At 69.8% G+C, this 24,132-nt stretch carries 19 protein-coding genes; 5 read left to right on the forward strand and 14 right to left on the reverse strand.

Annotated elements, in window-relative coordinates; translation table 11 throughout:
• Positions 1–26: 26 nt before the first annotated feature.
• Positions 27–839, forward strand: a complete 813-nt coding sequence (locus ACF8NF_RS24805; protein WP_392451479.1) for a LytR/AlgR family response regulator transcription factor — start codon at positions 27–29, stop codon at positions 837–839.
• A gap of 24 nt (positions 840–863) precedes the next feature.
• On the opposite strand, the gene ACF8NF_RS24810 is transcribed toward ACF8NF_RS24805, so the two are convergent.
• The gene (locus ACF8NF_RS24810; protein WP_133073605.1) at positions 864–1,637 is read right to left on the reverse strand and encodes an ATP-binding cassette domain-containing protein; all 774 of its coding nucleotides are present in this window, start codon (positions 1,635–1,637) and stop codon (positions 864–866) included.
• A gap of 13 nt (positions 1,638–1,650) precedes the next feature.
• Here ACF8NF_RS24810 and ACF8NF_RS24815 point away from each other — a divergent pair, with 13 nt between their 5' ends.
• Positions 1,651–2,016 carry a hypothetical protein gene (locus tag ACF8NF_RS24815; RefSeq protein WP_016454686.1) on the forward strand — a complete coding sequence of 122 codons (366 nt, stop codon included), beginning with the start codon at positions 1,651–1,653 and terminating at the stop codon, positions 2,014–2,016.
• Positions 2,017–2,019: 3 nt separating this feature from the next.
• Here ACF8NF_RS24815 and ACF8NF_RS24820 read toward each other — a convergent pair whose 3' ends face one another.
• The 4 genes from ACF8NF_RS24820 to ACF8NF_RS24835 form a co-directional block, all read right to left on the reverse strand.
• Positions 2,020–3,519, reverse strand: coding sequence for an efflux transporter outer membrane subunit (locus ACF8NF_RS24820; protein ID WP_392451480.1), 1,500 nt, complete (start codon positions 3,517–3,519; stop codon positions 2,020–2,022).
• Between the two features lie 23 nt (positions 3,520–3,542).
• The gene (locus ACF8NF_RS24825) at positions 3,543–6,704 is read right to left on the reverse strand and encodes a multidrug efflux RND transporter permease subunit (protein WP_392451481.1); all 3,162 of its coding nucleotides are present in this window, start codon (positions 6,702–6,704) and stop codon (positions 3,543–3,545) included.
• Positions 6,705–7,052: 348 nt separating this feature from the next.
• Positions 7,053–10,190 carry an MdtB/MuxB family multidrug efflux RND transporter permease subunit gene (locus tag ACF8NF_RS24830; RefSeq protein WP_343740290.1) on the reverse strand — a complete coding sequence of 1,046 codons (3,138 nt, stop codon included), beginning with the start codon at positions 10,188–10,190 and terminating at the stop codon, positions 7,053–7,055.
• A gap of 45 nt (positions 10,191–10,235) precedes the next feature.
• On the reverse strand, positions 10,236–11,834 hold the full coding sequence (locus tag ACF8NF_RS24835; protein WP_343740289.1) for an efflux RND transporter periplasmic adaptor subunit: 1,599 nt from the start codon (positions 11,832–11,834) through the stop codon (positions 10,236–10,238).
• Between the two features lie 422 nt (positions 11,835–12,256).
• Here ACF8NF_RS24835 and ACF8NF_RS24840 point away from each other — a divergent pair, with 422 nt between their 5' ends.
• Complete coding sequence (locus tag ACF8NF_RS24840) at positions 12,257–12,646, forward strand: nuclear transport factor 2 family protein (RefSeq protein ID WP_013803605.1); 390 nt, start codon at positions 12,257–12,259, stop codon at positions 12,644–12,646.
• Between the two features lie 2 nt (positions 12,647–12,648).
• Here ACF8NF_RS24840 and ACF8NF_RS24845 read toward each other — a convergent pair whose 3' ends face one another.
• The 9 genes from ACF8NF_RS24845 to ACF8NF_RS24885 form a co-directional block, all read right to left on the reverse strand.
• Positions 12,649–12,987 carry an AzlD domain-containing protein gene (locus tag ACF8NF_RS24845; protein ID WP_250438804.1) on the reverse strand — a complete coding sequence of 113 codons (339 nt, stop codon included), beginning with the start codon at positions 12,985–12,987 and terminating at the stop codon, positions 12,649–12,651.
• Positions 12,988–12,992: 5 nt separating this feature from the next.
• Positions 12,993–13,685 carry an AzlC family ABC transporter permease gene (locus tag ACF8NF_RS24850; RefSeq protein ID WP_133072818.1) on the reverse strand — a complete coding sequence of 231 codons (693 nt, stop codon included), beginning with the start codon at positions 13,683–13,685 and terminating at the stop codon, positions 12,993–12,995.
• Between the two features lie 170 nt (positions 13,686–13,855).
• Entirely contained in the window at positions 13,856–14,926 is a 1,071-nt protein-coding gene (locus tag ACF8NF_RS24855; RefSeq protein ID WP_392451482.1) for an XdhC family protein, read from the reverse strand.
• Positions 14,927–15,055: 129 nt separating this feature from the next.
• Positions 15,056–15,787: a CoxG family protein gene (locus tag ACF8NF_RS24860; RefSeq protein WP_016448920.1), complete on the reverse strand. Its 732-nt coding sequence runs from the start codon at positions 15,785–15,787 to the stop codon at positions 15,056–15,058.
• 38 nt (positions 15,788–15,825) lie between these two features.
• Positions 15,826–17,091 (reverse strand): VWA domain-containing protein, encoded by a 1,266-nt coding sequence (locus ACF8NF_RS24865; RefSeq protein ID WP_392451483.1) that lies wholly within the window; start codon positions 17,089–17,091, stop codon positions 15,826–15,828.
• Positions 17,088–18,029, reverse strand: coding sequence for a MoxR family ATPase (locus ACF8NF_RS24870; protein ID WP_043790495.1), 942 nt, complete (start codon positions 18,027–18,029; stop codon positions 17,088–17,090). The genes ACF8NF_RS24865 and ACF8NF_RS24870 overlap by 4 nt, the downstream gene beginning before the upstream one ends.
• A gap of 157 nt (positions 18,030–18,186) precedes the next feature.
• The gene (locus ACF8NF_RS24875) at positions 18,187–18,978 is read right to left on the reverse strand and encodes a xanthine dehydrogenase family protein subunit M (RefSeq protein WP_046241966.1); all 792 of its coding nucleotides are present in this window, start codon (positions 18,976–18,978) and stop codon (positions 18,187–18,189) included.
• Between the two features lie 10 nt (positions 18,979–18,988).
• A complete protein-coding gene (locus ACF8NF_RS24880; RefSeq protein ID WP_046988109.1) occupies positions 18,989–21,379 on the reverse strand; it encodes a xanthine dehydrogenase family protein molybdopterin-binding subunit in 2,391 nt (796 codons plus the stop codon).
• Positions 21,380–21,408: 29 nt separating this feature from the next.
• Positions 21,409–21,885, reverse strand: coding sequence for a (2Fe-2S)-binding protein (locus tag ACF8NF_RS24885; protein ID WP_013803615.1), 477 nt, complete (start codon positions 21,883–21,885; stop codon positions 21,409–21,411).
• Between the two features lie 267 nt (positions 21,886–22,152).
• Here ACF8NF_RS24885 and ACF8NF_RS24890 point away from each other — a divergent pair, with 267 nt between their 5' ends.
• Positions 22,153–23,340, forward strand: coding sequence for a helix-turn-helix domain-containing protein (locus tag ACF8NF_RS24890; RefSeq protein WP_392451484.1), 1,188 nt, complete (start codon positions 22,153–22,155; stop codon positions 23,338–23,340).
• Positions 23,341–23,516: 176 nt separating this feature from the next.
• On the forward strand, positions 23,517–24,125 hold the full coding sequence (locus ACF8NF_RS24895) for a TRAP transporter small permease subunit (protein ID WP_016448926.1): 609 nt from the start codon (positions 23,517–23,519) through the stop codon (positions 24,123–24,125).
• Positions 24,126–24,132 lie beyond the last annotated feature (7 nt).

Here is a 24,132-nt window from a genome sequence, read left to right on the forward strand (position 1 = left end):
ATGCGCAAGTGAAATAGAAGACTGAAATGACCCACGCCCCCCGCGCCCTGATCGCCGAAGACGAACCCCTGCTGGCCGAGGACCTGCGCCAGGCCCTGGCCCGCGCCTGGCCCGAGCTGCAGATTGCCGCCATGGTGGGCGACGGCCTGAGTGCCGCCCGGCAGGCGCTGGCGCTGCAGCCCGATGTGCTGTTCTTCGACATCCGCATGCCGGGCCAAAGCGGCCTGGAGGCCGCTGCCGAACTGGCCGACGCCTGGCCCGAGGCGCAGCCGTTTCCCATCCTGGTCTTCGTGACCGCCTATGACCAGTACGCCATGGACGCCTTCGAGGCCCAGGCCGTGGACTACCTGCTCAAGCCCGTGCAGCCCGAGCGGCTGGCGCGCAGCGTGCAGCGCCTGCGCGAGCTGCTGGCCCAGCGCACGGCGGCCCCGGCCGGCGCTGCGCTGGCGCAGGCGCTGGAGCAATTGCGGCACCTGGCCGGTGCCACGGCCCCCGCCGCCACCGCTACCGAGCCGCCGCTGCAGATGATCCAGGCCGGCGTGGGCACGCAGATCCAGATGGTGCCCGTGCACGACGTCGTCTACTTCGAGGCCGCCGACAAGTACGTGCGCGTGCTCACGGCCTCGCATGAGTACCTGGTGCGCACGCCGCTCAAGGAACTGCTGCCCCGGCTGGACGCCGAGGATTTCTGGCAGGTGCACCGTGGCACCGTGGTGCGCGCAGCCGCCATTGCCAGCGCCCAGCGCGACGAGGCCGGCCGGCTGTGGCTGCAGCTGCGCGAGCGAGCGGAGAAACTGGCCGTCAGCCGCCTCTACGCGCAGCGGTTCAAGGCGATGTAGGTGGCGATGTAGACGCCGGCTCCGTCAGCGCAGCGGCGGCTGATCGGGCAGGTCCAGCACGTCGTCCCAGGCCACGCCCTGCATCTCGTCCCAGTGCGCGACGATCACGCAGCGCGGCCCGTGCCCGGCCACGGGCGCAGATTGCTGGCCGGCCCGGTTCAGCCCCGCCAGCGTGCGCTGCACATGGTCCATCGATCCCCGGTCCAGCGCGGCCAGCGGCTCGTCGATCAGCAGCAGCGGCACGCCGCTGGACCAGCCCGCCGCCATCCACAGCTTGCGCAGGCTGCCCGTGGACAGGGCCAGCAGGGGCTTGTGCAGATGGGGCTCCAGCCCCAGGCCGTCGGCATGGGCCTGCCATGCCGCCTCGCTCCAGGCCGGGTGCAATTGCCGCTGTGCCTGCACCCATTCCTGCGCGGGCCGGGCACGCTCGGCATTGGACAGTTCGGCGCGCGGGTCGCGCCAGAACAATGCAGGGCGCTGCGACGGGTCCGGCTGCTGCGGATATACCAGGCGCCCGGCCTGCAAAGGCAGCTGGCCGGCCAGCATTTGCAGCAGGCTGGTCTTGCCGCAGCCCTCGCCGCCGCGCACCAGGCACAGGCCCACGGGCCAGTCGTGCGAGGCGCCATCCCACAGCAGAAGACCCGGCTGCCCGAAGCGCAGGGCCTGCGCGCTCACCATCGGCGGCGCCATCGATTGCTGTGCGGTGTCCATCTGAATGTCTTTCCGGTTCTGCGATGCGGGCGATTGTGCACGCGGCACAATGCCGGGCTTTCCCTTTTCCAACCACGCACTACGCATGCGGACCGCCACCATGACCCTCGACTACCTGGATTTCGACTACAGCGAAGACGACGAAGGCACGGGCTGCTGGGACGCCATGGCCAGCGTGCCCGCCACGCGCGTGCCGGCGCTGGCGGCCGAGGTGGAGCAATTGCTGGCCTGGGCGCACCGCCGCTTCAAGGGCCGGCGCGGCCCCATTGAGGAGGGCGGCGACTGGGACTACGAGCTGCAGGCCCAGGACGACGGCGGCCAGCCGCTGGACTGGCGCTTTGACGCAGCCACGGCGCGCCTGCAATCCGTGGCGGCCGGGGATGGCCGCACCACGGTGAACCTGTCGATCAGCGGCAGCGCGGCCTTCGGCGAAGCATTGCGCCAGGCCTTCGAGCTGCAGGACTGAACATCAGCGCGCGACAGCCTGCGGCCCCTGCGCGGAGACCGGCCCCAGCGGCTCCCAGCGCCCGGCCACGTTCTTGAGCAAGGTGTTGACGGCGGCCAGCCGCCGGTTGCGCACATCGATCAGGCTGCGCCGCGCCGACAGCACCGTGGTCTGGGCGCTGAGCACATTCAGATAGGCCACCGTACCCGCGCGGTACTGGTTGTTGACGACATCCAGCGCCTTCTGCGCGGCGGCCACGGCCTCGATCTGCACCTGCTGCTCGCGCGCCAGGGCGGATGCGGTGACCAGGTTGTCCTCCACCTCCTGCAACGCCGTCAGCACGGTCTGGCGGTAGGTGGCGGCGGCCAGGTCCAGCGAGGCACGCGCCGACTCCACGGCCGCCGTGCGCGCGCCGCCGTCGAACAGCGCCAGCGCCAGCGACGGGCCCAGCGACCAGAACAGGTTGGGCGCACTCACCAGGTTGGACAGCGATGCACCCCGGTAGCCAGCCGTGGCCGACAGCGTGAGCGCCGGGAAGAAGGCCGCGCGCGCCACGCCCACCTGGGCATTGGCGGCGGCCACGCGGCGCTCGGCCGCAGCAATGTCGGGGCGCTGCTCCAGCAGTTGGGACGAGAGCATGGCCGGCACCTCGGGCGGCAGCGGCAGCTCGGCGCCGGCCTCCAGGCTGAAGGCGGCCGGAGGCAGGCCCAGCAGCGCGGCCAGGGCGTGCTCCAGCTGGGCGCGGCTGGTCTGCGCCTCGATGAGCTGGGCCTGGGTGCTTTTGTACTGCGCCTCGGCCTGGGCCACGTCGGCCGACGAGGCCACGCCCGCGCGGTAGCGGTTGTCGGTGAGCTTCAGGCTTTGCTCGTAGCTCTGCAGTGTTTCCTGCAGCAGCCGCACACTGGCATCGGCCGCGCGCAGCGAGAAATAGGTCTGCGTGATCGATGCCTGGGCCGACAGGCGCGCGGCGGCCAGGTCGTCGCTGCTGGCCTGGGCGCTGGCCTGGCTGGCGCTGACCGTGCCCGACACGCGGCCCCACAGGTCCAGCTCCCAGCTGGCGTTCAGGCCCAGCGAGTAGTTGGTCGAGATGTTGCCGCTACTGCCGGTGTTGCCGCCCGTGCCTGATGCACCCGATGCACCGGAGGCCCCGCCGCTGCGCGAGCGCGTGGCGCCGGCCGTGCTGCCCAGCGTGGGGAACAGCCCGGCCTGGCTGCTGGCCACGGCCGCCTGCGCGGCACGCAGGCGCGCGGCGGCCTGGGCGATGCTCTGGTTGCCGGTGGCGGCCTGCTGCTGCAGGCGGTTGAGCTGCTCGTCGCCGAACAGCTCCCACCAGTTGTCGGGCACTTGCGCACGCGACGGGTCCGCGGGCCGCCAGATGCCGGCCTCGGCCGCCTCGGGCGTGGCTTCCTTGAACTGGGCCGGCACCTCGAGTGCGGGGCGCTGGTAGGCGCTCTGCGTGGAGCAACCGGCCAGCAGCGCGGCGGCCAGCCAGATCGCCGGGGTTTGGAGTGTCTTCAGCTGCATGGCCTTAGGCTTTCGGATTCGGTTCACTGGGGTGATGCGGCGGGCACAGGGGTGCCGCGGTCCTTGCCCTGCACGCGGCCACGCAGGCCCATGACACGCTGGCGCAGCCTGTCCAGCAGCACATAGACCACGGGCGTGGTGTAGAGCGTGAGCAGCTGGCTCAGCATCAGGCCGCCCACGATGGCAATGCCCAGCGGCTGGCGCAGCTCGGCGCCATCGCCCCGGCCCAGGGCCAGCGGCAGTGCGCCGCAGATGGCCGCCAGGCTGGTCATGAGGATGGGGCGCAGCCGCAGCTCGCAGGCGCGGTAGATGGCCTGGGCAGCCGTGGCATGGCCGGCGCGCTGCCGCTCCAGCGCGAAGTCGATCATCATGATGGCGTTCTTCTTGACGATGCCGATCAGCAAAATCACCCCGATCAGCGCGATCAGCGAGAACTCCGTCTTGAACAGCATCAGCGCCATCAGCGCACCCACGCCGGCCGAAGGCAGCGTGGACAGGATGGTCAGCGGGTGCACCAGGCTCTCATAGAGCACGCCCAGCACCAGGTAGATGGTGATGATGGCCGCCAGGATCAGCAGCGGCTGCCCCGACAGCGCCTGCTGGAAGGCCCCTGCCGTGCCGCTGAAGCTGCCGCGCACCGACACGGGCACGCCCAGCTCGGCCACAGCCGCGCGGATGGCGTCGCTGGCATCCGACAGCGCCACGCCTTCGGCCAGGCTGAAGCTGATGGTGCTGGCCGGCGTGCCCCGGTCGTGGTTCACGGACAGCGGCGTGTTGGTGGTGGTAATGCGCGCAAACGAGGTCAGCGGCACCTGCTCGCCCTGGTTGTTCACGAAGAAGAAGCCGCGCAGCGTCTCGGGGCTTTGCAGGTAGCGCGGCGCGGCCTCCATCACCACGCGGTACTGGTTGAGCGGGTTGTAGATCACGCCCACCTGGCGCTGGCCGAAGGCGTTGTTGAGCGTGCCGTCGATCTGCGCCACCGTCAGCCCCAGGCGCGTGGCCGCGTCGCGGTCGATCACCAGCGAGGTCTGCAGGCCGAAGTCGGAGACATCGCTATTGACGTCCGTGAGCTGGGGCAGCTGCGACAGCACCTGGCGGATGCGCGGCTCCCAGGTGCGCAGGTCCTGGATGTCGTCGGCCTGCAGCGTGTAGTCGTACGAGCCCGAGCTTTGCCGCCCGCCGATGCGGATATCGCTTTGCGTGACCATGAACAGCCGCGAGCCGGGCTCGTTCTTGAGCTTGTCGCGCAGGCGGTTGATCACCTCGTCGGACGATACCTTGCGCTCGGCCAGCGGCTTGAGCGACATGAACATGTTGGCCGCATTGCGCTGGCCGCCGCCCGTGAAGCCCGTCACGTACTCCACGGCCGGGTCTTCCTGCACGATGGACAGGAAGCGCTTGAGCCGCTGCTCCATGGCCTGGTAGGAGGTGGACTGGTCGGCCCGGATGAAGCCCATCACGCGGCCCGTGTCCTGGCTGGGCATGAAGCCCTTGTCGATGGCCATGTACAGGTGCACGTTCAGCGCCACCACGCCGGCCAGCACCAGCAGCACCAGCGGCTGGTGGCGCAGGCACCAGGCCAGGCTTGCGCGGTAGCCGGACATGGCACGCCGCTCGGCACGGCCCACCCAGGCGCCGAAGCGGACCCAGGCGCGGCCCATTGGCCCGCGCGGACGCGCCTGTGCAGCAGGCCGCTGCGGCCGCAGCAGCGCCGCGCACATCATGGGCGTGGTGGTCAGCGACACCACCATCGAGATCAGAATCGCCGCCGACATCACCACCGCGAACTCGCGGAAGAACCGCCCCACGATGCCGCCCATGAACAGGATGGGCACGAACACCGCGATCAGCGACAGGCTCATGGACACCACGGTGAACCCGATCTCGCGCGCCCCGTCCAGCGCCGCGCGCAGCGCGGTCTTGCCGCGCTCCATGTGGCGCATCACGTTCTCCAGCACCACGATGGCATCGTCCACCACAAAGCCCGTGGCCACGGTCAGCGCCATCAGCGACAGGTTGTCCAGCGTATAGCCGGCCAGGTACATCACGCCGAACGTGCCCGCCAGCGACACCGGCACGGCCACGGCCGGAATCAGCGTGGCCCGGCCATTGCGCAGGAACAGGAACACCACCAGGATCACCAGCGCCACGGCGATCAACAGCGCCCGTTCCACCTCCACCACCGAGGCACGCAGCGTGGGCGTGCGGTCGGACACGATGGTCAGATCGATCGCCTCGGGGATGGACGCCTTGAGCTGCGGCAGCAAAGAGCGCACGCGCGCCACGGCCTCCAGGATGTTGGCATCGGGCTGCTTGAAGATCTGCAGCAGGATGGCGGGCTTGCCGTTGGCCACGCCGTAGTTGCGCACGTCCTGCACCGAATCCGTGACATCGGCCACGTCCTGCAGCCGGATCGCATTGCCATTGCTCCAGCGCAGCACCAGCGGCGCATAGTCGGCCGCCACGCGCGCCTGGTCATTGGCGGTCACCTGCCAGTAGTGGTCCTCGCGCTCCACCGCGCCCAGCGGCCGGTTGGCATTCGTGGCCGAAATGGCGGTACGCACCTGGTCCAGCGACACGCCATTGGCCGCCAGCTTCACCGGGTCCAGCTCCACGCGCACGGCCGGCAGCGCCCCGCCGCTGATGGACGCCTGGCCCACGCCCTCCACCTGCGAGAGCTTCTGCGCCAGCACGGTGGACGCCGCGTCATACATCTGCCCGCGCGTCAGCGCGCTGGACGTCAGCGCCAGGATCATGATCGGCGCATCGGCCGGATTCACCTTGCGATACGTAGGATTGCCCGGCATGCCCGAAGGCAGCAGCGTGCGCGCCGCATTGATGGCGGCCTGCACATCGCGCGCCGCGCTGTCCACCGTGCGCGACAGATCGAACTGCAGCGTGATGCGCGTACTGCCCAGGCTGGAGTTGGACGTGATCTCATTGACCCCCGCAATCGCCCCCAGCGCCCGCTCCAGCGGCGTCGCCACCGTCGCCGCCATCGTGTCGGGGCTTGCACCCGGCAGGCTGGCGGACACCGAAATCGTCGGATAGTCCACCTGCGGTAGCGGCGCCACCGGCAGCAGGAAATACGACACCGCCCCCGCCAGCGCCAGGCCGATGGTCATCAGCATGGTGGCAATGGGCCGGAAGATGAACGGCGCCGAGAGATTGGAAAGCTGGCTCATGATCCAGCCCCAAAAACCTCAGGCCGAGCGAAGCGATGGCCCATCCCCCCGCCTTCCCCCCTCTGCCCACGCCTGCGTTGGGCGCGATGCGGGGTGGCAAGCCTGCCGAAGGACAGGCTTGCTTCGTCATCTGACTTGCCGCAGTTGTCTGAGCGGCGCGCGAAGCGCAAAGCGAGTTCTGCGGCACACCCCGCATCGCGCCCAACGCAGGTTGCCCGCAGCGAAGCGAAGGGTCGTGGGCAGTGGGGGCGCGCTTCTTTGCCTACTTTCTTGTCGCGCGACAAGAAAGTAGGTCGGCCGCCGGGCCGAACCCCGGCCAGCGGCGCCAGCCAAAAGCGCAGATCCAGCTCAAGCATGGGCCTGCTCCGAAGAAGCACCCCGACGATCCCGCCACCGCTGCGCCCACCCTTCAAAAGTCAAATAAATCACAGGCGTAGTGAACAGAGTCAGCAACTGGCTCACCAGCAAGCCCCCCACCAGCGTCACCCCCAACGGATGCCGCAACTCACTGCCCACCCCCGTCCCCAGCATCAACGGCAAGGCCCCCAGCAAAGCCGCCAAGGTCGTCATCAGGATAGGCCGGAACCGCAGCAGGCAGGCCTGGTAGATGGCCTCGCGCGGCGTATGCCCCTCCTCGCGCTGCGCCTCCAGCGCGAAGTCGATCATCATGATCGCGTTCTTCTTGACGATGCCGATCAGCAGCACGATGCCGATGATGGCGATGATGTCCAGGTCCAGCCCCGCCAGCAGCAGGGCCAGCAGCGCGCCCACGCCGGCCGAGGGCAGCGTGGACAGGATGGTCACCGGGTGGATGGTGCTCTCATAGAGCACGCCCAGCACGATGTACATGGTGATCACCGCCGCCAGCACCAGCAGCAGCGTGTTGGACAGCGAGGCCTGGAAGGCCAGGGCCGCGCCCTGGAAGGCAGCGTCCACCGACAGCGGCATATGGCCCTCCGTGCGCAGCTGGGCCATCAGGTCCTGCACGGCCTTGACGGCATGGCCCAACGACACGCCGGGCGCGGTGTTGAACGAGATGGTGGCGGCGGGCAGCTGGCCCACATGGTTCACGGCCAGGGCCATGGGCCGCTCGCTGACCGTGGCCACCGAGGACAGCGGCACGGGCGCGCCCGCGCTGGAGGCCACATAGATGGCCTGCAGCGACTCGGGCCCGATCTTGAACTGCGGCGCCACCTCCAGCACCACGCGGTACTGGTTGGACTGCGTGAAGATGGTGGAGATCAGCCGCTGGCCGAAGGCGTTGTACAGCGCCGTGTCGATGGCCGAGACCGTCACGCCCAGCCGGCTGGCCTGGGCCCGGTCGATCTGCACGAAGGCCTGCAGGCCCTGGTCCTGCAGGTCGCTGCCCACGTCCACCAGCTCGGGCAGGTCGTGCATGCGCTCGACCAGGGCCTGGGTGCTCTTGGCCAGCTGCGCCATGTCGGGCGAGGACATCAGCAGCTGGTACTGGGTGCGCGCCACGCGGTCCTCGATGGTCAGGTCCTGCACGGGCTGGGCATACAGGCGTATGCCCGGGATCTGCAGCGCATCGTCGGACAGGCGGCGCAGCACGGCGGGCACGCCATCGCGCTGGCCATGGGGCTTGAGGTCGATCAGCAGCCGGCCCGTGTTCAGCGTGGTGTTGCTGCCATCGACGCCGATGAAGGACGAGATGCTCTGCACGGCAGGGTCCTTGAGCAGCAGCTCGGCCAGGGCCTGCTGGCGCTCGGCCATGGCGGCAAACGAGATGGACTGGTCGGCCTCGGTCGTGGCCTGGATGGTGCCCGTGTCCTGGTCCGGGAAGAAGCCCTTGGGCACGGCAAAGTACAGCAGCACGGTCACGGCCAGCGTGGCCAGGAAGACGATCCATGTCAGGCCCCGGCGGTCCAGCACCCAGGTGAGGATGCGGCCGTAGCCGGCGATGGTGCGGTCGAAGAAACGGCCCGTGGCGTGGTACAGGCGGCCATGCTTTTCCTCCTCGGCCCCTTCGGGCTGGTGGCGCAGCAGCCGCGCGCACAGCATGGGCGTGAGCGTCAGCGAGACCACGGCCGAGATCAGGATGGCCACCGCCATGGTGATGGCGAACTCGTGGAACAGCCGCCCCACCACGTCGCCCATGAACAGCAGCGGGATCAGCACGGCGATCAGCGAAATCGTCAGCGAGATGATGGTGAAGCCGATCTGCCTGGCGCCCTTGAGCGCGGCCTGCATGGGCGGCTCGCCCTTTTCCACGAAGCGCGCGATGTTCTCGATCATCACGATGGCATCGTCCACCACGAAGCCGGTGGAGATCGTCAGCGCCATCAGCGTGAGGTTGTTGATGGAAAAACCGGCCAGGTACATCACGCCGAAGGTGCCGATCAGCGACAGCGGCACGGCAAAGCTCGGTATCAGCGTGGCCGAGGCGCTGCGCAGGAAGACGAAGATCACCGCCACCACCAGGGCGATGGCCAGCATCAGCTCCAGCTGCATGTCGTTGACCGAGGCGCGGATGGTCACCGTGCGGTCGGTCAGCACCTGCACGTCCAGCGAGGCCGGCAGTGTCTCCTTGAGCTGGGGCAGCAGCGCCTTGATGCGATCCACCGTCTCGATCACGTTGGCGCCGGGCTGGCGCCGGATGTTGAGGATCACGCCCGCGCGCGAGCCACCCTCGGGCGTGCCGGCCCAGGCGGCCAGGCGCGTGTTCTCGGCATCGTCCACGGTCTGGGCGATGTCGGACAGGCGCACGGGCAGGCCGTTCTTGAAGGCGATGATGAGGTTGCGGTACTCGGCCGCCGACTGCAGCTGGTCGTTGGCATCGATGGTGGAGGCGCGCGCCGGCCCGTCGAAGCCGCCCTTGGCCTGCTTGACGTTGGCGGCGGCGATGGCGGTGCGCACATCGTCCAGCGTCATGCCCAGGCCGGCCAGCGCCGTCGGGTTGGCCTGGATGCGCACGGCAGGCCGGCGCCCGCCCGCAATCGCCACCAGCCCCACGCCGTTGACCTGCGAGAGCTTGGGCGCCAGGCGGTTTTCCACCAGGTCATTGACGCGGATTACCGGCAGCGAGGGCGAGGTGATGGCCAGCGTGAGGATGGGCGCATCCGCCGGATTGACCTTGCTGTACAGCGGGGGCATGGGCAGGTCGCTGGGCAGCAGGTTGGCACCCGCGTTGATGGCGGCCTGCACCTGCTGCTCGGCCACGTCCATGGCCATGTCCAGCGCAAAGCGCAGCGTGATCACCGAGGCGCCGCCCGAACTGGTGGACGACATCTGCGACAACCCCGGCATCTGGCCGAGCTGGCGCTCCAGCGGCGCGGTGACGTTGGACGTCATCACGTCGGGGCTGGCGCCCGGGTACAGCGTGGTGACCTGGATGGTGGGGTAGTCCACCTCGGGCAGGGCCGAAATCGGCAGCAGCCGGTAGGCCAGCAGGCCGGCGATCAGCACCGCCACCATCAGCAGCGAGGTGGCGACGGGTCGCAGGATGAAGATGCGGGAAAGATTCATGGGGCCGCCTGGAAGGGCTTGCGGTCTTCAGGTGCCGGGCGCTGCTCAGCGCCCGGCAGGAGCGGGAGCCGCTGGAGCCGCCGGAGCGGCAGACGCCGGGCCGGGCGATGGCTGGGGCGAGCCCGGTGACGGCGCAGGTGCCTGGGATGCAGGCGCGGAACCTTCGGCGGCCGGTGCGCCGCTGCCGGCGCCATTGCCGCCGCCACTGTTGCCACCGCCAGTGCCGCCATTGCGCTGCCCACCGCGCTCGGCGCGCAGCTTCTGCAGGTAGGCCTTGCGCTCGTCGGGGTTCATGGTCGCCAGCTTGGCGCGCACATCGGGCGGCAGATTGCGCATGCCGCGCGGCTGGCTGGAGGCGTCCTGCACGGCCTGGTCCACCTTCTGCACCTTGTCGGGCTCGATCACCGTGACCTTGGCGCCTTCGCGCAGGCGGTCAATGCCATCGACCACCACCTGCTCGCCAGGCTTGAGTTCGCCCTTCACGCTCACCCGGTCGCCATCGGTCACGCCCACGGCGATGCGCCGCTGCGTCACCGTGCCATCCTCCTGGACCAGGTAGACGTAGTTGTTCTGCACGGCCGTGGTCGGCACGGTCAACGCCTGCTCCAGCCGGTCCACTTCCAGCCTGACGTTGACGAACTGGTTGGCGAACAGCCGGCCCTCGGCATTGTCGAAGGCGGCCTTGGCCTTGATGGTGCCGGTGGCGATGTCGATGCTGTTGTCCACCGCATTCAGCCGGCCGCGCCCCAGCTGCTGCTTCAGGTCCCGGTCCCACAGCTCCACGGGCAGCTCGCGGCCCTCGGCCAGGCGCCGTGCCAGCGTGCCCACATGCGCCTCGGGCACGGAGAACACCGCATCGATGGGCTTGACCTGCGTGATGGTGACGATGCCGTTGGCATCCGAAGGGTTGACCACATTGCCCCGGTCGGCCTGGCGCAGGCCCAGCCGGCCCGCAATGGGCGCCGTGATGCGCGTGTAGCTCAGTTGCAGCCTGGCCGCATCGGCCTGGGCCTGGTCGGCGGCCACCGTGCCCTGGTACTGGCGCACCAGCGCAGCCTGGGTATCGACCTGCTGGCCGGCAATGGAATCCTGGGCCTGCAGCTCCTTGTAGCGCTGCAGGTCCAGCTGGGCGTTCTTGAGCAGCGCCTGGTCGCGCTGCAGCGTGCCCTGGATCTGGTTGAAGCTGGCCTGGAAGCTGCGCGGATCGATCTCGGCCAGCAGCTGGCCGGCCTTGACCTCGTCGCCTTCCTTGAAATGCAGGCGCAGCAACTCGCCCGACACCTTGGCGCGCACCACGGCCGTGGCGCGCGGGTTCATGGTGCCGATGGCGCTGATCAGCACGCGCATGTCGCGCCGCTCCACCACGCCCACGGACACCGGCTGCGCCTGGGCACCCATGGCGCCAGGTCCACCCGGGCCGCCGGGGCCGCGCCGGCCGCCTCCCGCACGCCCGCCACCCGGGCCGGGCGCACCGGCCGAGGCCTGCTCGCCCTGCGCCGGCGCCCGCTTGTTCCACCACCACAGCCCGCCCCCCGCGACCAGGGCCAATGCCACCACGCCCCACATCAGGGCAGGCCGTATCCGGCCACATTGGCGTACGCCGTGGGCATCTGCAACAAGGGGGCTGCTGGACAGGCGTTTCATGGTCACTGCGGGAAATCGTGGGAGGAAGCCGTGGGCCCGGCCCCGGAACGGGGCACGGCGGCGGATGCGGCTATGGTAGCCAGTCCCATGCTCTCCAAAACGAGGCAGATCGCCGTTTTACGCAGGCATTACCCCCGCTTTACCCCGGCTTTACCCGCCCTGGCCAGAGCGTTTTCGGAAACAGGTCGGCCACCCGTCGGCAGGGCCTCAGACAGGGCACGGCGCTCACAACACTGTTGACTCAGGCACGGCCAATGCGGGGCGCATCGGCCGAAAAGTCCATTGAAAACAAGGCATTGCACCCCAACCCGGCGCAGGTCGCGCCTGTCACCCCGTTGGACTGCACCCCGCGCTTGTGGCTACGATCCGCGGCCGCCGGCCTGCAGGCGCAGGCCGCCATCCATCCGTCCCAGGAGAACACCATGACGACTGCCAACCCACGCCTGACCGACCACCCCGAAGAAGCCGCCGTGCGCGTGCCGCTGGAGCTGTACATGCGCGGCCATGCCGAGGACAACAGCGCCCACATGCGCGCCGCCTTCATGCCCACCGCCCGCATCGAAAGCGTGCGCGAAGGCCCGCTGACCTCCTGGGACATCGACACCTACTGCGCCCGCTTCAAGGGCCAGCCCGCCGCCGACGAGGCCACGCGCCGCCGCAGCATCGACGCCATCGACATCGGCGGCACGGCGGCCAGCGCCAAGATCACCCTGGTGCACGGTGCCATCACCTTCATCGACTACTTCGTGCTGCTCAAGACCGAGGCCGGCTGGAAGATTGCCAACAAGGCCTTCCATGCCCAGCCGCACTGACATCACCAGGGCTTGACATGAGCCAGCAGGCCGTAGGTCAGCGCACCAGCCAAGGTCGGCATGGCAATGCCTCCACGCACCAGGCGTACGAGGCAGATGGCCAGCAAAGCCACGGAGATCACGGCCACCCGCCCCCAGCGGACATCGCTGACCACCAGCCCCCAGGTTGACACCACGAACAGGGCAGCGATGGCGGCGGGCCCGACACCCGCCAGCCACCTCTGCACCTGCGGGGACGCCCGTGCAGAGTGCCCTCTGCGGCGTGCCTGCCACAACGGCAACCAGCGCAGGCCAAAGGTGCCGGCACCGCACAACAGCAAGATCCAGAATGTGTACGACATGGTGATCAGCCCCTATCGGCCGTGGCCGCATGCGCCAGCGCACCGCACAGGATCGCCAGCGCCAGTGCGTGGTAGCCCGGAATGAAGCAAACCAGCACCGCAGCGACCACGGCGGCCGTGAGCACCGCACGCCACCAGCGCAGCACCCCCGCCTCCAGCAGCAGCGCAAAGAACAATGCCGGCAGAACGAAGGCCAGCCCCTCGCGGACGGCTGCCGGCCACCGATCCACCTCGCCCACCAGCGTCACCCCCATCACCGTGCCGCCCACCCAGGCCGCGTAGGCGCCAAGTTGCAGGCCCAGAAACCAGTGCTCGCGCTCGGCCTCTGGCACGCCCTGCATCTTGCTCATGGCGGTGGCAAACACCTCGTCGGTCAGGCCAAAGGCCAACCAGGGCGTGGCCAGGCGCTGCCGCGGCCCCAGCACCACCTGCAGGGCCGGGCCATACAGCACATGCCGCGCATTCATCAACAGCACCGTGGGCAAAGCGGTCCACAGCCCGGCTCCCGAAGCCAGCAACGAAATCAGCAGGAACTGGCTGGCTCCGGCATAGACCAGCACGGAAGCCAGCACCGCAATGGATGGAGCAAGACCCGCCTGAACGGCCGCCACGCCAAAGGAAAAAGCAATCGGCAGATAGCCTGTTGCCACGGAGAGGCTGGCGGTCAGGCCGGCAGCCAGCGGACGAGCGCCGCTCACGCCGCGCCTCCGAACCCTTTCGCCACAGGATTGCCGACAATCGTGCCGGGCAAGCCGGCCTCATTCCCAGCCAAACACATGATCGCCTCCCTCTATGAAAGAAGATCGATCAATATAGCGCCTCAACTCCCGTCACTGCAGCCCCATGCCACCCGCCTGCGGCGCCCCGTCTAACCCACCCCGCACACCAGGGGCGTGATGCCCTCGGGCCCGTCATCCTCCAGCGGCTGCGGGGGCTGGGCGGCGGCGAGCTTGCCTTCTTCCACGGTCATGCCGCGCGGCAGGGCCACGCCGTTCTTGGCGGCCAGGACCTCGGCCATGATGCTGACGGCGATTTCGGGGGGCGTCTTGCTGCCTATGTACAGGCCGATGGGGCCGCGCAGGCGCGCGAGCTGTGCGTCGCCCAGGCCGAAGTGCTCGCTCAGGCGCTGCAGGCGCAGCGCGGTGTTGCGGCGCGAGCCGATGGCGCCGACGTAGAAGGCCGGGGATTCCAGGGCTTCCATGAGGGCCAGGTCGTCGAGCTTGGGGTCGTGCGTGAGGCCGATGATGCAGGTGCGCGCATCGGCGCGCATGGTGCGCACGAGGTCGTCGGGCATCTCGCGCGACAGCTGCACGCCGGCCACGCTCCAGTGGCGGCTGTATTCCTCGCGCGGGTCGCAGACGGTGACCGCAAAGCCGTTGAACAGCGCCATGGTGGCCAGGTATTCGGACAGCTGGCCTGCGCCGATGAGCAGCATGCGGTACTCGGGGCCGAAGCTGTTGGCGACCTGCTGCCCGTCATGCACCAGCGGCTCGGGCGCGTCGCTGACCTGCTGGGCGACCTGGCCGGTGGCCTTGTCCACGGTGCGCCGCACCATGCGGCCTTCGCCCAGCCATTGGACGAGTTGCTGCAGCGCAGCAGCGTCGGGATTGAATTCGAGCAGCAGCTCCAGCGTGCCGCCGCAGGGCAGGCCGAAGCGGTGGGCCTCGTCGGCGCTGACGCCGTAGCGCAGCAGCCGGGGCGCGCCGTCGCGCAGGGCGTCGGCGTCCGAGGCGTGGCTGTAGCGGGCGATCAGGTCATCCTCGATGCAGCCGCCGGACACGGAGCCGACCACGGCGCCCGAGGCCCCCAGCGCCATGATGGAGCCGATGGGCCGGGGCGACGAGCCCCAGGTACGCACTACCGTGGCCAGCAGCGCGCGCTCGCCCTGAGCGCGCCATTGCGCGAGGTGGCGCAGAACATGAACATCCAGGTTTTCCATTGCAAATCTCCACGCCGGCACCTGGCTTGCCTGTGCAGCTGGGCGCCTGGCGCTTTTCGGCGGCTATTGTGCTGCGCCAGCGCGCATCGTTCAGGGTAGGTGGAAAAAGCCGTGGGTCGGCGCAAGGACTCAGTACCGCGAAAGCAGCCAGCCGGCGCCCAGGACGACGACGATGGCCAGCCCCCAGCACCACAGCGGGATGGCGCGGCGCGAGCGTTCCTCGGCCTCGGTGGCCGGTGCGGCATCCAGCGGCGTGGCCACGCCGGCTGCGGCGTCGTGCTCCCAGGCCTGGGCGTCCACGGTGGGCTCGATGTGGCCGGTTTCATCGGCCAGGCCGGCAGGCAGGTGGGACAGGTCGGCGGTGTCGCCTGCATCGGCAGGCGCTGCGGGCGCGCGCGGGTGGCGCTGCTGCATCAGCGTGTCGAAGCGCGCGAAGAAGTCGTCGGCCATGTTGCGCGCGGCGCCGTCGATCAGCCGCTGGCCCAGCTGGGCGATCTTGCCGCCGACCTGGGCCTGCACGCTGTAGCTGAGCAGGCAGCGCGGCTGGCCTGCGGCGTCAGCGGGCTCGGGGGTGAGGGTGACGTCGGCCTCGCCCTTGCCGAAGCCGGCCACGCCGCCCTGGCCTTCAAAGGCGATGCGGTAGCGCTCGGGCGGCGTGATGTCGGACAGCGTGACCTTGCCGCTGAACTTGGCCGATACCGGCCCCACCTTGACCGCCATGCCCACGGCGTACTGGTCATCGCCCTGGGGTTCGAAGCGGTCGCAGCCGGCCAGGCAGGCCTTGAGCGTTTCGGGATCGTTGAGCGCCTCCCAGGCCTGCTGCTGGCTGACGGCGAGGGAACGGCTGGCTTGCATTTCCATGGCAATTCCTTTCTGCGATGGGGGTGGCCGCAAGCGGCTCAGCGGCCTGGCGCCGCCAGCAGCCGCGCCAGGTGACCGGCCAGTTGCTGCAGCGATTCCAGGTTGTGTACCGCAAGCATGGCATGGGCATGACGATGCAGCACGGCCGCCCCCTGGGCCAGTGGGGCATACCCGTCAAAGCGCAGCAGCGGGTTGAGCCACAGCAGCCGCGCGCTGTGGCGGCGCAGCCAGGCCAGTTCGCGGTCCAGCTCGGCGGCATCGCCGGTGTCCAGGCCGTCGCTGATGATGAGCACCAGGGTGCGCCGGCCCACCAGGCCTGAAACCTGGTGGCGCGCATGCAGGCGGCGCAGTTCGCCCAGGCTGCTGCCCAGGCGGGTGCCGCCGCCAAAGTCGGCAATGGCGGCGTTGGCGCGCTCGAGCATGGCGTCGGTATCGGCCTGGGCAAAGGCCGGGCCCAGGTCGCGCAGCTCGGTGCCGAAGCTGAAGACCTGGCGGCGCAGGCCCGCATGGCGCTGCGTGCCGGTGGCCGCGTGCAGGAAGGCCAGCAGCAGCCGCGCATAGCGCTCCATGGAACCCGAGACATCGACCAGAGCCAGCCAGGGCAGCGGCAGGCGCCGCCGTTCGCGCCGCAGCAGCTGCAGCATTTCGCCGCCGTGGCGCGATGCCGCACGCAGGCTGGCAGCCCAGTCGGGCACCGCGCCGCGCTGGCCGGTGCGCGTGCGGCGGCTGCGGTAGCGGGGCAAGGGAAGGGCAATGTCCCTGGCCAGGCGCTGCACCAGCAGGTATTCGCTGGCGCTGAGCTGGTTGAAGTCGGCATGGCGCAGGCGGTGGCGCTCGCTGGCCGTCATGGCGGCGTCCAGCTTCAGCTCTTCATCGACGGCGGCCCTGCCCTCGCCTGCCTGGCGGGGCGACAGGGCTTCCTGCACGCGCGGGCGGTGGCGCGGCGCGGACGGCCGGGGCGCCTGCGGCAGCAACTGGGCCAGCAGTTGCCGGGCCACATCGGGATTGCGGAAGTAGGCGTCGAACAGTTCGCGGAACACGGCGAGGTCCTGGGCGTTGCTCACAAATACGGCCTCCAGCGCGGCGGCCATGTCCTCGCGCGCCAGGCCGACCAGGGACAGGGCCTGCTGGGCCAGCGCCATGCGCCCGCCATCCACGGGCACGCCCGCGCGGCGCAGCGCACGCGCAAAGCCGACCAGGTTGCCTGCCAGCTTGCCGCTGCGCGCATCGCCCAGCCAGCTGGTGCGCTCGCCCCCATCGGCGGCACCGGCGGCACCGGCCGCACCGGCTGCACCCGCCGTCACGGCGCGGGCTCCGGCGCCAGCAGTTGCTGCAGCCGCTCGGGTGTGAGCGCGGCCACGTCCTCGCGCTGCTTGAAGAGGATGCCGGCCGTGTCGTGCACGACTTCGGGATCGACCACCAGGGTGTCCAGCGCCACCAGGGCCTTGGCCCATTCCACGCTTTCGGCAATGCCGGGCACGCGCTGGAAGGCGTCGGAAAAGGGCTGGCTGCGCAGCCGCCCCACGAAGCTCGCCACCTGGGCGGTCAGGGCCTGCCCGGCCCCGGGCACCAGGGCGCGCACGATGGCCAGCTCACGCTCGCGCCCGGGATAGTCCAGCCAGTGGTAGAGGCAGCGGCGCTTGACGGCGTCGTGCAGGTCGCGCGTGCGGTTGCTGGTGAGCACGGTCACGGGCGGCACGCGTGCCGCCACCGTGCCCAGCTCGGGAATGCTGACCTGGTACTCGCCCAGGTATTCGAGCAGGAAGGCCTCGAAGGGCTCGTCGGCGCGGTCGATCTCGTCGATCAGCAGCACGGCGCCGGGCTCGGGCTGCTGCAGGGCCTGCAGCAGCGGGCGGCTTACCAGGTAGCGCTCCTGGTAGACCTCCTGCTCGGCGCGCTGCAGTCGGTCCTGCTGCGGTGCAGCCGCGGGCTGCGCCGAAGCCAGCTCGGCCGCGCGCAGGTGCAGCAGCTGGGCCGCGTAGTTCCATTCATACAGCGCCTCGCGCTGCTCCATGCCGTCATAGCACTGCAGCCGGATCAGGCGGCGCTCCAGCACTCGCGCCAGCGCCTGGGCCAGCGCGGTCTTGCCCACGCCAGGCTCGCCCTCCAGCAGCAGCGGCCGCTGCAGCCGCAGGGCCAGGAAGACGGCCGTGGCCAGGCGCCGGTCGGCGAAATAGCCTTCGGCCTGCAGCGCGGCGACCAGGGCGTCTATGGAGGCAATGGCTTGCTCGGGAACCTTCATTCAGTCCTTATCCAATCGTCATGGAACTGCGCTTCGTCTGCGCTGCGCAAAACTGGCGCAATCCAACTCAGGGACACCGAGGAAGGGCCGCCCCGCACCGAGGGTGTCGTCCCCCTTCAAGGGGGAAGGCGCGAAGCGACTCAGGGGGTCACCATAGTCACCCCAGCATCTGCGATACCGCACGCTGCGTCTGCACGCTGATCAACTGCGCCCGGTAGCGCGCGCTGGCATGCAGGTCGCTGTTGAGGTCGGCATGGTCGATCAGCACCTGGGCGGCCGCGTCGGGCGTGAAGCTCTGGTTGAGCGCGGCCTCCAGCCCCGCATGGCGGAACACGCTGAGCCCGGCGCCCGTGATGGCCACGCGCACGCCGCTGTCGGTCTGGGCGACGAAGACGCCCACCAGGGCGAAGCGCGAGGCGGGCTGCTTGAACTTGAGGTAGGCGGCCTTCCTCGGCACGGGAAAGCGCACGGCCGTGATCAGCTCGCCGCTGCCCAGTGCCGTGGTGTACATGCCCTGGAAGAAGTCGTCGGCCGCGATCTCGCGCCGGTCGGTGACGACAGTGGCGCCCAGGCCCAGCACGGCGCTGGGGTAGCAGGCAGCGGGGTCGTTGTTGGCCAGCGAGCCGCCGATGGTGCCGCGCGCACGCACCTGGCGGTCGCCGATGCCGCCGGCCAGCTCGGCCAGGGCCGGGATGGCGGCCTGGACCTGCGGGTTGGCGGCCACGTCGGCGTGGCGTGTCATGGCGCGGATTTCCACGGTCTGGCCGTTGACGGCGATGCCGGCCAGGCCCTGGACGCGGTTCAGGTCCACGATCTGTTCGGGCCGCGCCAGGCGCAGGCGCATCGATGGCAGCAGGCTTTGCCCGCCGGCCAGGTACTGGCCGCCCTGGGCGGCCAGGGCAGCGGCGTCGGCCGTGTTGCCAGGGGCTTCATAGGTGAATGCGTACATGGCGCTCTCCTCAGGAGGTGGCTGCGGCGTCGATGGCCGACCAGACACGGTGCGGGCTGGCCGGCATGTCCAGGTCCCTGACACCCAGGGGATGCAGTGCGTCGAGCACGGCATTGATGACGGCGGGCGGCGAGCCTATGGCCCCCGCCTCGCCGCAGCCCTTGGTGCCCAGCGGGTTGTGCGTGCAGGGCGTGCAGACGGTGCCGAGCTTGAATTCGGGGAAATCGTCGGCGCGCGGCATGGCGTAGTCCATGAAGCTGCCGGTGAGCAGTTGGCCGGTCTCGCGGTCGTAGACGCAGTTTTCCAGCAGCGCCTGGCCTATGCCCTGGGCCACGCCGCCGTGCACCTGGCCCTCGACGATCATGGGATTGATGATGGTGCCGAAGTCGTCCACGGCGCTGAAGCGGTCCACGCGCACCACGCCCGTGGCCGGGTCCACCTCGACCTCGCAGATGTAGGTGCCTGCGGGGAAGGTGAAGTTGGTGGGGTCGTAGAAGGCGGTTTCGTTGAGGCCGGGCTCCAGCTTGTCCAGCGGGTAGTTGTGCGGCACATAGGCGGTGAGCGCGATCTGGGCGAAGGGGATTTTCTTGTCGGTGCCGCGCACCGTGAACTCGCCGCCCGCGAAGTCGATGTCGGCGTCGCTGGCCTCCATCAGGTGGGCCGCGATCTTCTTGGCCTTGGCCTCGATCTTGTCCAGCGCCTTCATGATGGCCGCGCCGCCCACGCTGATGGAGCGCGAGCCATAGGTGCCCATGCCGAACGGCACACGGCCCGTGTCGCCGTGGACGATGTCCACGTTCTCCACGGGTATCCCCAGGCGCGCGGCCACCACCTGGGCGAAGGTGGTCTCGTGCCCCTGGCCATGGCTGTGCGAGCCCGTGAACACGGTGACGCTGCCCGTGGGGTGCACGCGCACCTCGCCGCATTCGAAGAGGCCGGCCCGCGCGCCCAGGGCGCCTGCGATGTTGCTGGGCGCCAGGCCGCAGGCCTCGATGTAGCTGCTGTAGCCCAGGCCGCGCCTGAGGCCCCGCGCCTCGCTGTCGGCACGGCGCGCGGCAAAGCCGGCCACGTCGGCCAGGGCCTCGGCCTTGTCCATGCAGGCGCCGTAGTCGCCCACGTCGTACTGCAGGGCCACGGGCGTCTGGTAGGGGAAGCTGGTGACGAAGTTGCGCCGCCGTATCTCGGCCTGGGACAGGTTCAGCTGCCAGGCGCAGCGGCTGACCAGGCGCTCCAGCAGGTAGGTGGCCTCGGGCCGGCCCGCGCCCCGGTAGGCATCGACGGGCGCGGTGTGGGTGAACCAGGCATCGACCTCCACATAGACCTGGGGCGTGGCGTACTGGCCGGCCAGCAAGGTGGCATAGAGGATGGTGGGCACGGCGCTGGCGAAGGTGCTCAGGTAGGCGCCCAGGTTGGCATCCGTGTGCACGCGCATGGCCAGGAACTTGCCGCTGGCGTCCATGGCCATCTCGGCATGGCTGACGTGGTCGCGGCCATGGGCGTCGGTGAGGAAGGACTCGCTGCGGTCGGCCGTCCACTTGATGTTGCGGTTGAGCTTTCGCGCACCCCAGGTCAGGCAGACATCCTCGGCATACAGGAAGATCTTGGAGCCGAATCCGCCGCCCACGTCGGGCGCGATCACGCGCACCTTGTGCTCGGGCAGGCCCATGACGAAGGCCGTCATCAGCAGCCGCTCGACGTGCGGGTTCTGGTTGGCCACGTACAGCGTGTACTCGTCATTGGCGCGGCTGTAGCTGCCGATGGCCGCGCGCGGCTCCATGGCGTTGGGAACCAGGCGGTTGTTGACCAGGTCCAGCTGGGCGATGTGGGCAGCACCGGCGAACACGGCATCCACGGCAGCCTTGTCGCCGATGGCCCATTTGTAGCAGTGGTTGTCGGGGGCGATGTCGTGCACCACCGCGCCGGGCACGCTGCCGGCCGCCGCGTCGGCCACCAGCACCACGGCGGGCAGCGGGTCGTAGTCCACCTCCACCAGCTCGGCCGCGTCGCGCGCCTGCTCCAGCGTCTCGGCCACGACCATGGCGACCTGGTCGCCCACGTAGCGCACGGTGTCCAGCGCCAGGATGGGATGCGGCGGCTCCTTCATGGGCTCGCCGTTGGTGCTGGTGATCAGCCAGCCGCAGGGCAGGCCGTTGATCTTGTCGGCCGCCACGTCGGCGCCCGTGAGCACGCCGATGACGCCGGGCGCGGCCCTGGCCGCGTCGGTGGACACGGAGCGCACACGCGCATGCGCGTGCGGCGAGCGCACGAACACCGCATGGGCCTGGGCGGCCAGCGCGATGTCGTCGGTGTACTGGCCCGCGCCCGTGAGGAAGCGGTAGTCCTCCTTGCGCTTGACGGGCTCGCCGATGTGGGGGAGCTTGGAAAAGTCGGATGCACCCATGGCTGTCTCCTTGTGGTGACCTGCGGCGCTCAGGCCGCAGGCCCTGCCATGGCCTGGCTGCCCTTTTTCACGGCGGCCACGATGTTCTGGTAGCCCGTGCAGCGGCACAGGTTGCCCTCCAGCGCCTCGCGGATCTCGCGATCGCCCGCGCACGGCTGGCGCTGGCACAGGTCCACGGCGCTCATGACCATGCCCGGCGTGCAAAAGCCGCATTGCAGGCCGTGGCACTCCTTGAAGGCCGCCTGCATGGGATGCAGGCCGCCGTCGATATCCGCCAGCCCTTCGATGGTGCGCACCTCGCAGCCCTCGGCCTGCACGGCCAGCATGGCGCAGGACTTGACGGCGTGGCCGTCGACGATGACGGTGCAGGCCCCGCACTGGCTGGTGTCGCAGCCCACATGCGTGCCGGTCAGGCGCAGGTGCTCGCGCAGCGCATGCACGAGCAAGGTGTTGGGTGGAACGTCGATGCGCTGCGCGCGCCCGTTGACGGTGAGCTGGACATTCATCGTGCTGTCTCCTGCCTGTGTTCGGCGGTGATCTGGAACGTGGGGGAACGCCGGAAACCTCGCCTGCCATGGTCGCCCTGCCCGCAGGCGCCCGTTCTAGGGTTGACCCGCAAGCCCGGGCCGGGCGGCGCGGATATTCTCAAAATGACACAGTCGTCACCGCAGCCGCAGCCCGCACCGCTTGCGCCTGCGCCCCCGGCTTCGACCGTGCCCGCCTGCCAGCCCGTTCGCAATCCCTTGCCAGCCAGCCACAGGAGTCCCCGCCCCATGTTCGCCCTGAGCCCCGACGCCGCGCAGCCCTGCCCCGCCGATCCGCGCCACGCGCAGATCGCCCGGGCCCGCAGCCTGGCCTTCGAGCAGGCGCTGGCCGGCATGCCGCCTGCCACTCTGCCCGCCCCCCCTGCCGGCATCGCGCCCTGGCTGTGGCGCTCCTGGCAGCGCTGCCTGGCGGCAGGCCGCCGCCCGGGCGAGCGCGTGGTCTACGAAGCACTGGGGCCGCATGCGCTGCGCCAGACCCGTGATGGCCATGAGGTGCTGCTGCAGGCCGCGCGCCCCGTGATGGCCCAGCTGGTGGGCGCCGTGGGCGCCATGCACTACTTCAGCCTGCTGACCGATGCACGCGGCACCGTGCTGGACGTGCAGGGGCCGCTGGACCGCAGCGACATCCGCGTGCAGGCCATCGCCCGTGTGGGCGTGGACCTGTCCGAGCAGGGCGTGGGCACCACCGCCATCGGTGCGGCCCTGGCCGAGCACGGCCCCGTCTGGCTGCACCGGGCCGAGCATTTCTTCGAGGCCAACCGCCACTACAGCTGCGCGGGCGCACCGCTGTACGCCCCGGACGGCCGCTGCCTGGGCATGCTGGACATCACGGGCGTGGACGTGCCCGAGCGGCCCGAGCTGATGCACCTGGCGCTGCGCTGCGCCCGCGCCATCGAGGACCGGCTGCTGCGCGCCCTGCCCCACGCGCTGCTGCTGCACCTGAACTGGCCCGGCGGGCCTCTGGGTCAGGAGGGCGAAGGCCTGCTGGCCGTGGACGCCGAAGGGCATGTGGCGGGCAGCAATACCCTGGCGCGCCAGCTGGTGCCCCAGCCGCTGGCGCAGCCGGGCCAGCCGCTGCACTGCAGCGAACTGCTGGCCATGCCCTGGACGGCGCTGGTGGAGCATGCGCGCCAGCGCCCCAACGAACCGCTGCGCCTGCCGCTGTGGTCGGGCCTGCGGCTGCAGGCGCTGGTGCAGCCCGGCCCCCAGCTGCGCCAGCTGCTGCCTGCGCTGGGCACGGCGGCACTCGCTGCCGCCGCCCAGGCCAGCCCGCTGCGCGCCAGCGAGGGCGTGCTGATCGAGCAGGCCCTGCAGGATGCCCAGGGCAATGTGACCCGGGCCGCCCGCGCGCTGGGCATCAGCCGGGCCACGATGTACCGAAAACTGGGAGCCCGCAGGCCCCGCGCGACAACCTGAACGGGACATTTCCTCGGGTTCACACGGATTTCTTTTAGGGGGAGCAGGCCGCCTGCGGCGTTCGGGTCTCCGTAGAATCGACGGCTTTGGTCCATGCGCCGACAAGAGCGCTGCGCGCCGGCCTACAGGCCGGCGTACGGCGACGGACCCAATACAGCCTACTTTTTGGAGACACCATGCAGGCTTTGCTCAAATTCTCAAGAGGGGTCGACTGGCTCAACAGCCTGGTCGGGCGATGCCTTATCTGGCTGATCCTGGCCTCGACGGTCATCAGCGGCATCAATGCCATCGTGCGCAAGGTGTTGCACACCAGCTCGAACGCCTACCTCGAAGTGCAGTGGTACCTGTTCGCCGCCTCCTTCCTGCTGGCCGCCGGCTACACGCTGCTGCAGGGCGAGCACGTGAAGGTGGATGTGATCGCCAGCCGCCTGTCCAAGCGCACGCAGATCTGGATCGACATCTTCGGCTTCGTCTTTTTCCTGACCCCCATGGCGCTGGCCATCCTGTGGTTCGGCACGCCGTTCGTGATCCAGGCCATCCAGACCGGCGAGATGTCGGGCAATGCAGGCGGCCTGGTGCGCTGGCCCGTCTACCTGATGATTCCCCTGGGCTTCGGGCTGCTGCTGCTGCAGGGCATGTCGGAGCTGATCAAGCGCATCGCCTTCCTGAAGGGCCTGATCGACGATCCCACGGCCAAGAAGGGCGAGAAGACCGCAGAGCAAGACCTGGCCGAAGCCCTGCGCGGGCTGGCAGGAGCCAAGGACAAAAGCGGGCAAGGCGCCTGATCGGGGA

Origin of the sequence: Delftia sp. WSY_22, from assembly GCF_043104185.1 — a bacterium.
Classification (GTDB): domain Bacteria; phylum Pseudomonadota; class Gammaproteobacteria; order Burkholderiales; family Burkholderiaceae_C; genus Comamonas; species Comamonas tsuruhatensis.

Excerpts from the sequence above, each read along its gene's own strand:
- ACF8NF_RS24805 (WP_392451479.1), top strand. The coding sequence starts at position 27 with ATGACCCACGCCCCCCGCGCCCTGATCGCCGAAGACGAACCCCTGCTG.
- ACF8NF_RS24810 (WP_133073605.1), bottom strand. The coding sequence starts at position 1,637 with ATGCGTAGTGCGTGGTTGGAAAAGGGAAAGCCCGGCATTGTGCCGCGT.
- ACF8NF_RS24815 (WP_016454686.1), top strand. The coding sequence starts at position 1,651 with ATGACCCTCGACTACCTGGATTTCGACTACAGCGAAGACGACGAAGGC.
- ACF8NF_RS24820 (WP_392451480.1), bottom strand. The coding sequence starts at position 3,519 with ATGCAGCTGAAGACACTCCAAACCCCGGCGATCTGGCTGGCCGCCGCG.
- ACF8NF_RS24825 (WP_392451481.1), bottom strand. The coding sequence starts at position 6,704 with ATGAGCCAGCTTTCCAATCTCTCGGCGCCGTTCATCTTCCGGCCCATT.
- ACF8NF_RS24830 (WP_343740290.1), bottom strand. The coding sequence starts at position 10,190 with ATGAATCTTTCCCGCATCTTCATCCTGCGACCCGTCGCCACCTCGCTG.
- ACF8NF_RS24835 (WP_343740289.1), bottom strand. The coding sequence starts at position 11,834 with ATGAAACGCCTGTCCAGCAGCCCCCTTGTTGCAGATGCCCACGGCGTA.
- ACF8NF_RS24840 (WP_013803605.1), top strand. The coding sequence starts at position 12,257 with ATGACGACTGCCAACCCACGCCTGACCGACCACCCCGAAGAAGCCGCC.
- ACF8NF_RS24845 (WP_250438804.1), bottom strand. The coding sequence starts at position 12,987 with ATGTCGTACACATTCTGGATCTTGCTGTTGTGCGGTGCCGGCACCTTT.
- ACF8NF_RS24855 (WP_392451482.1), bottom strand. The coding sequence starts at position 14,926 with ATGGAAAACCTGGATGTTCATGTTCTGCGCCACCTCGCGCAATGGCGC.
- ACF8NF_RS24860 (WP_016448920.1), bottom strand. The coding sequence starts at position 15,787 with ATGGAAATGCAAGCCAGCCGTTCCCTCGCCGTCAGCCAGCAGCAGGCC.
- ACF8NF_RS24870 (WP_043790495.1), bottom strand. The coding sequence starts at position 18,029 with ATGAAGGTTCCCGAGCAAGCCATTGCCTCCATAGACGCCCTGGTCGCC.
- ACF8NF_RS24875 (WP_046241966.1), bottom strand. The coding sequence starts at position 18,978 with ATGTACGCATTCACCTATGAAGCCCCTGGCAACACGGCCGACGCCGCT.
- ACF8NF_RS24880 (WP_046988109.1), bottom strand. The coding sequence starts at position 21,379 with ATGGGTGCATCCGACTTTTCCAAGCTCCCCCACATCGGCGAGCCCGTC.
- ACF8NF_RS24885 (WP_013803615.1), bottom strand. The coding sequence starts at position 21,885 with ATGAATGTCCAGCTCACCGTCAACGGGCGCGCGCAGCGCATCGACGTT.
- ACF8NF_RS24890 (WP_392451484.1), top strand. The coding sequence starts at position 22,153 with ATGTTCGCCCTGAGCCCCGACGCCGCGCAGCCCTGCCCCGCCGATCCG.
- ACF8NF_RS24895 (WP_016448926.1), top strand. The coding sequence starts at position 23,517 with ATGCAGGCTTTGCTCAAATTCTCAAGAGGGGTCGACTGGCTCAACAGC.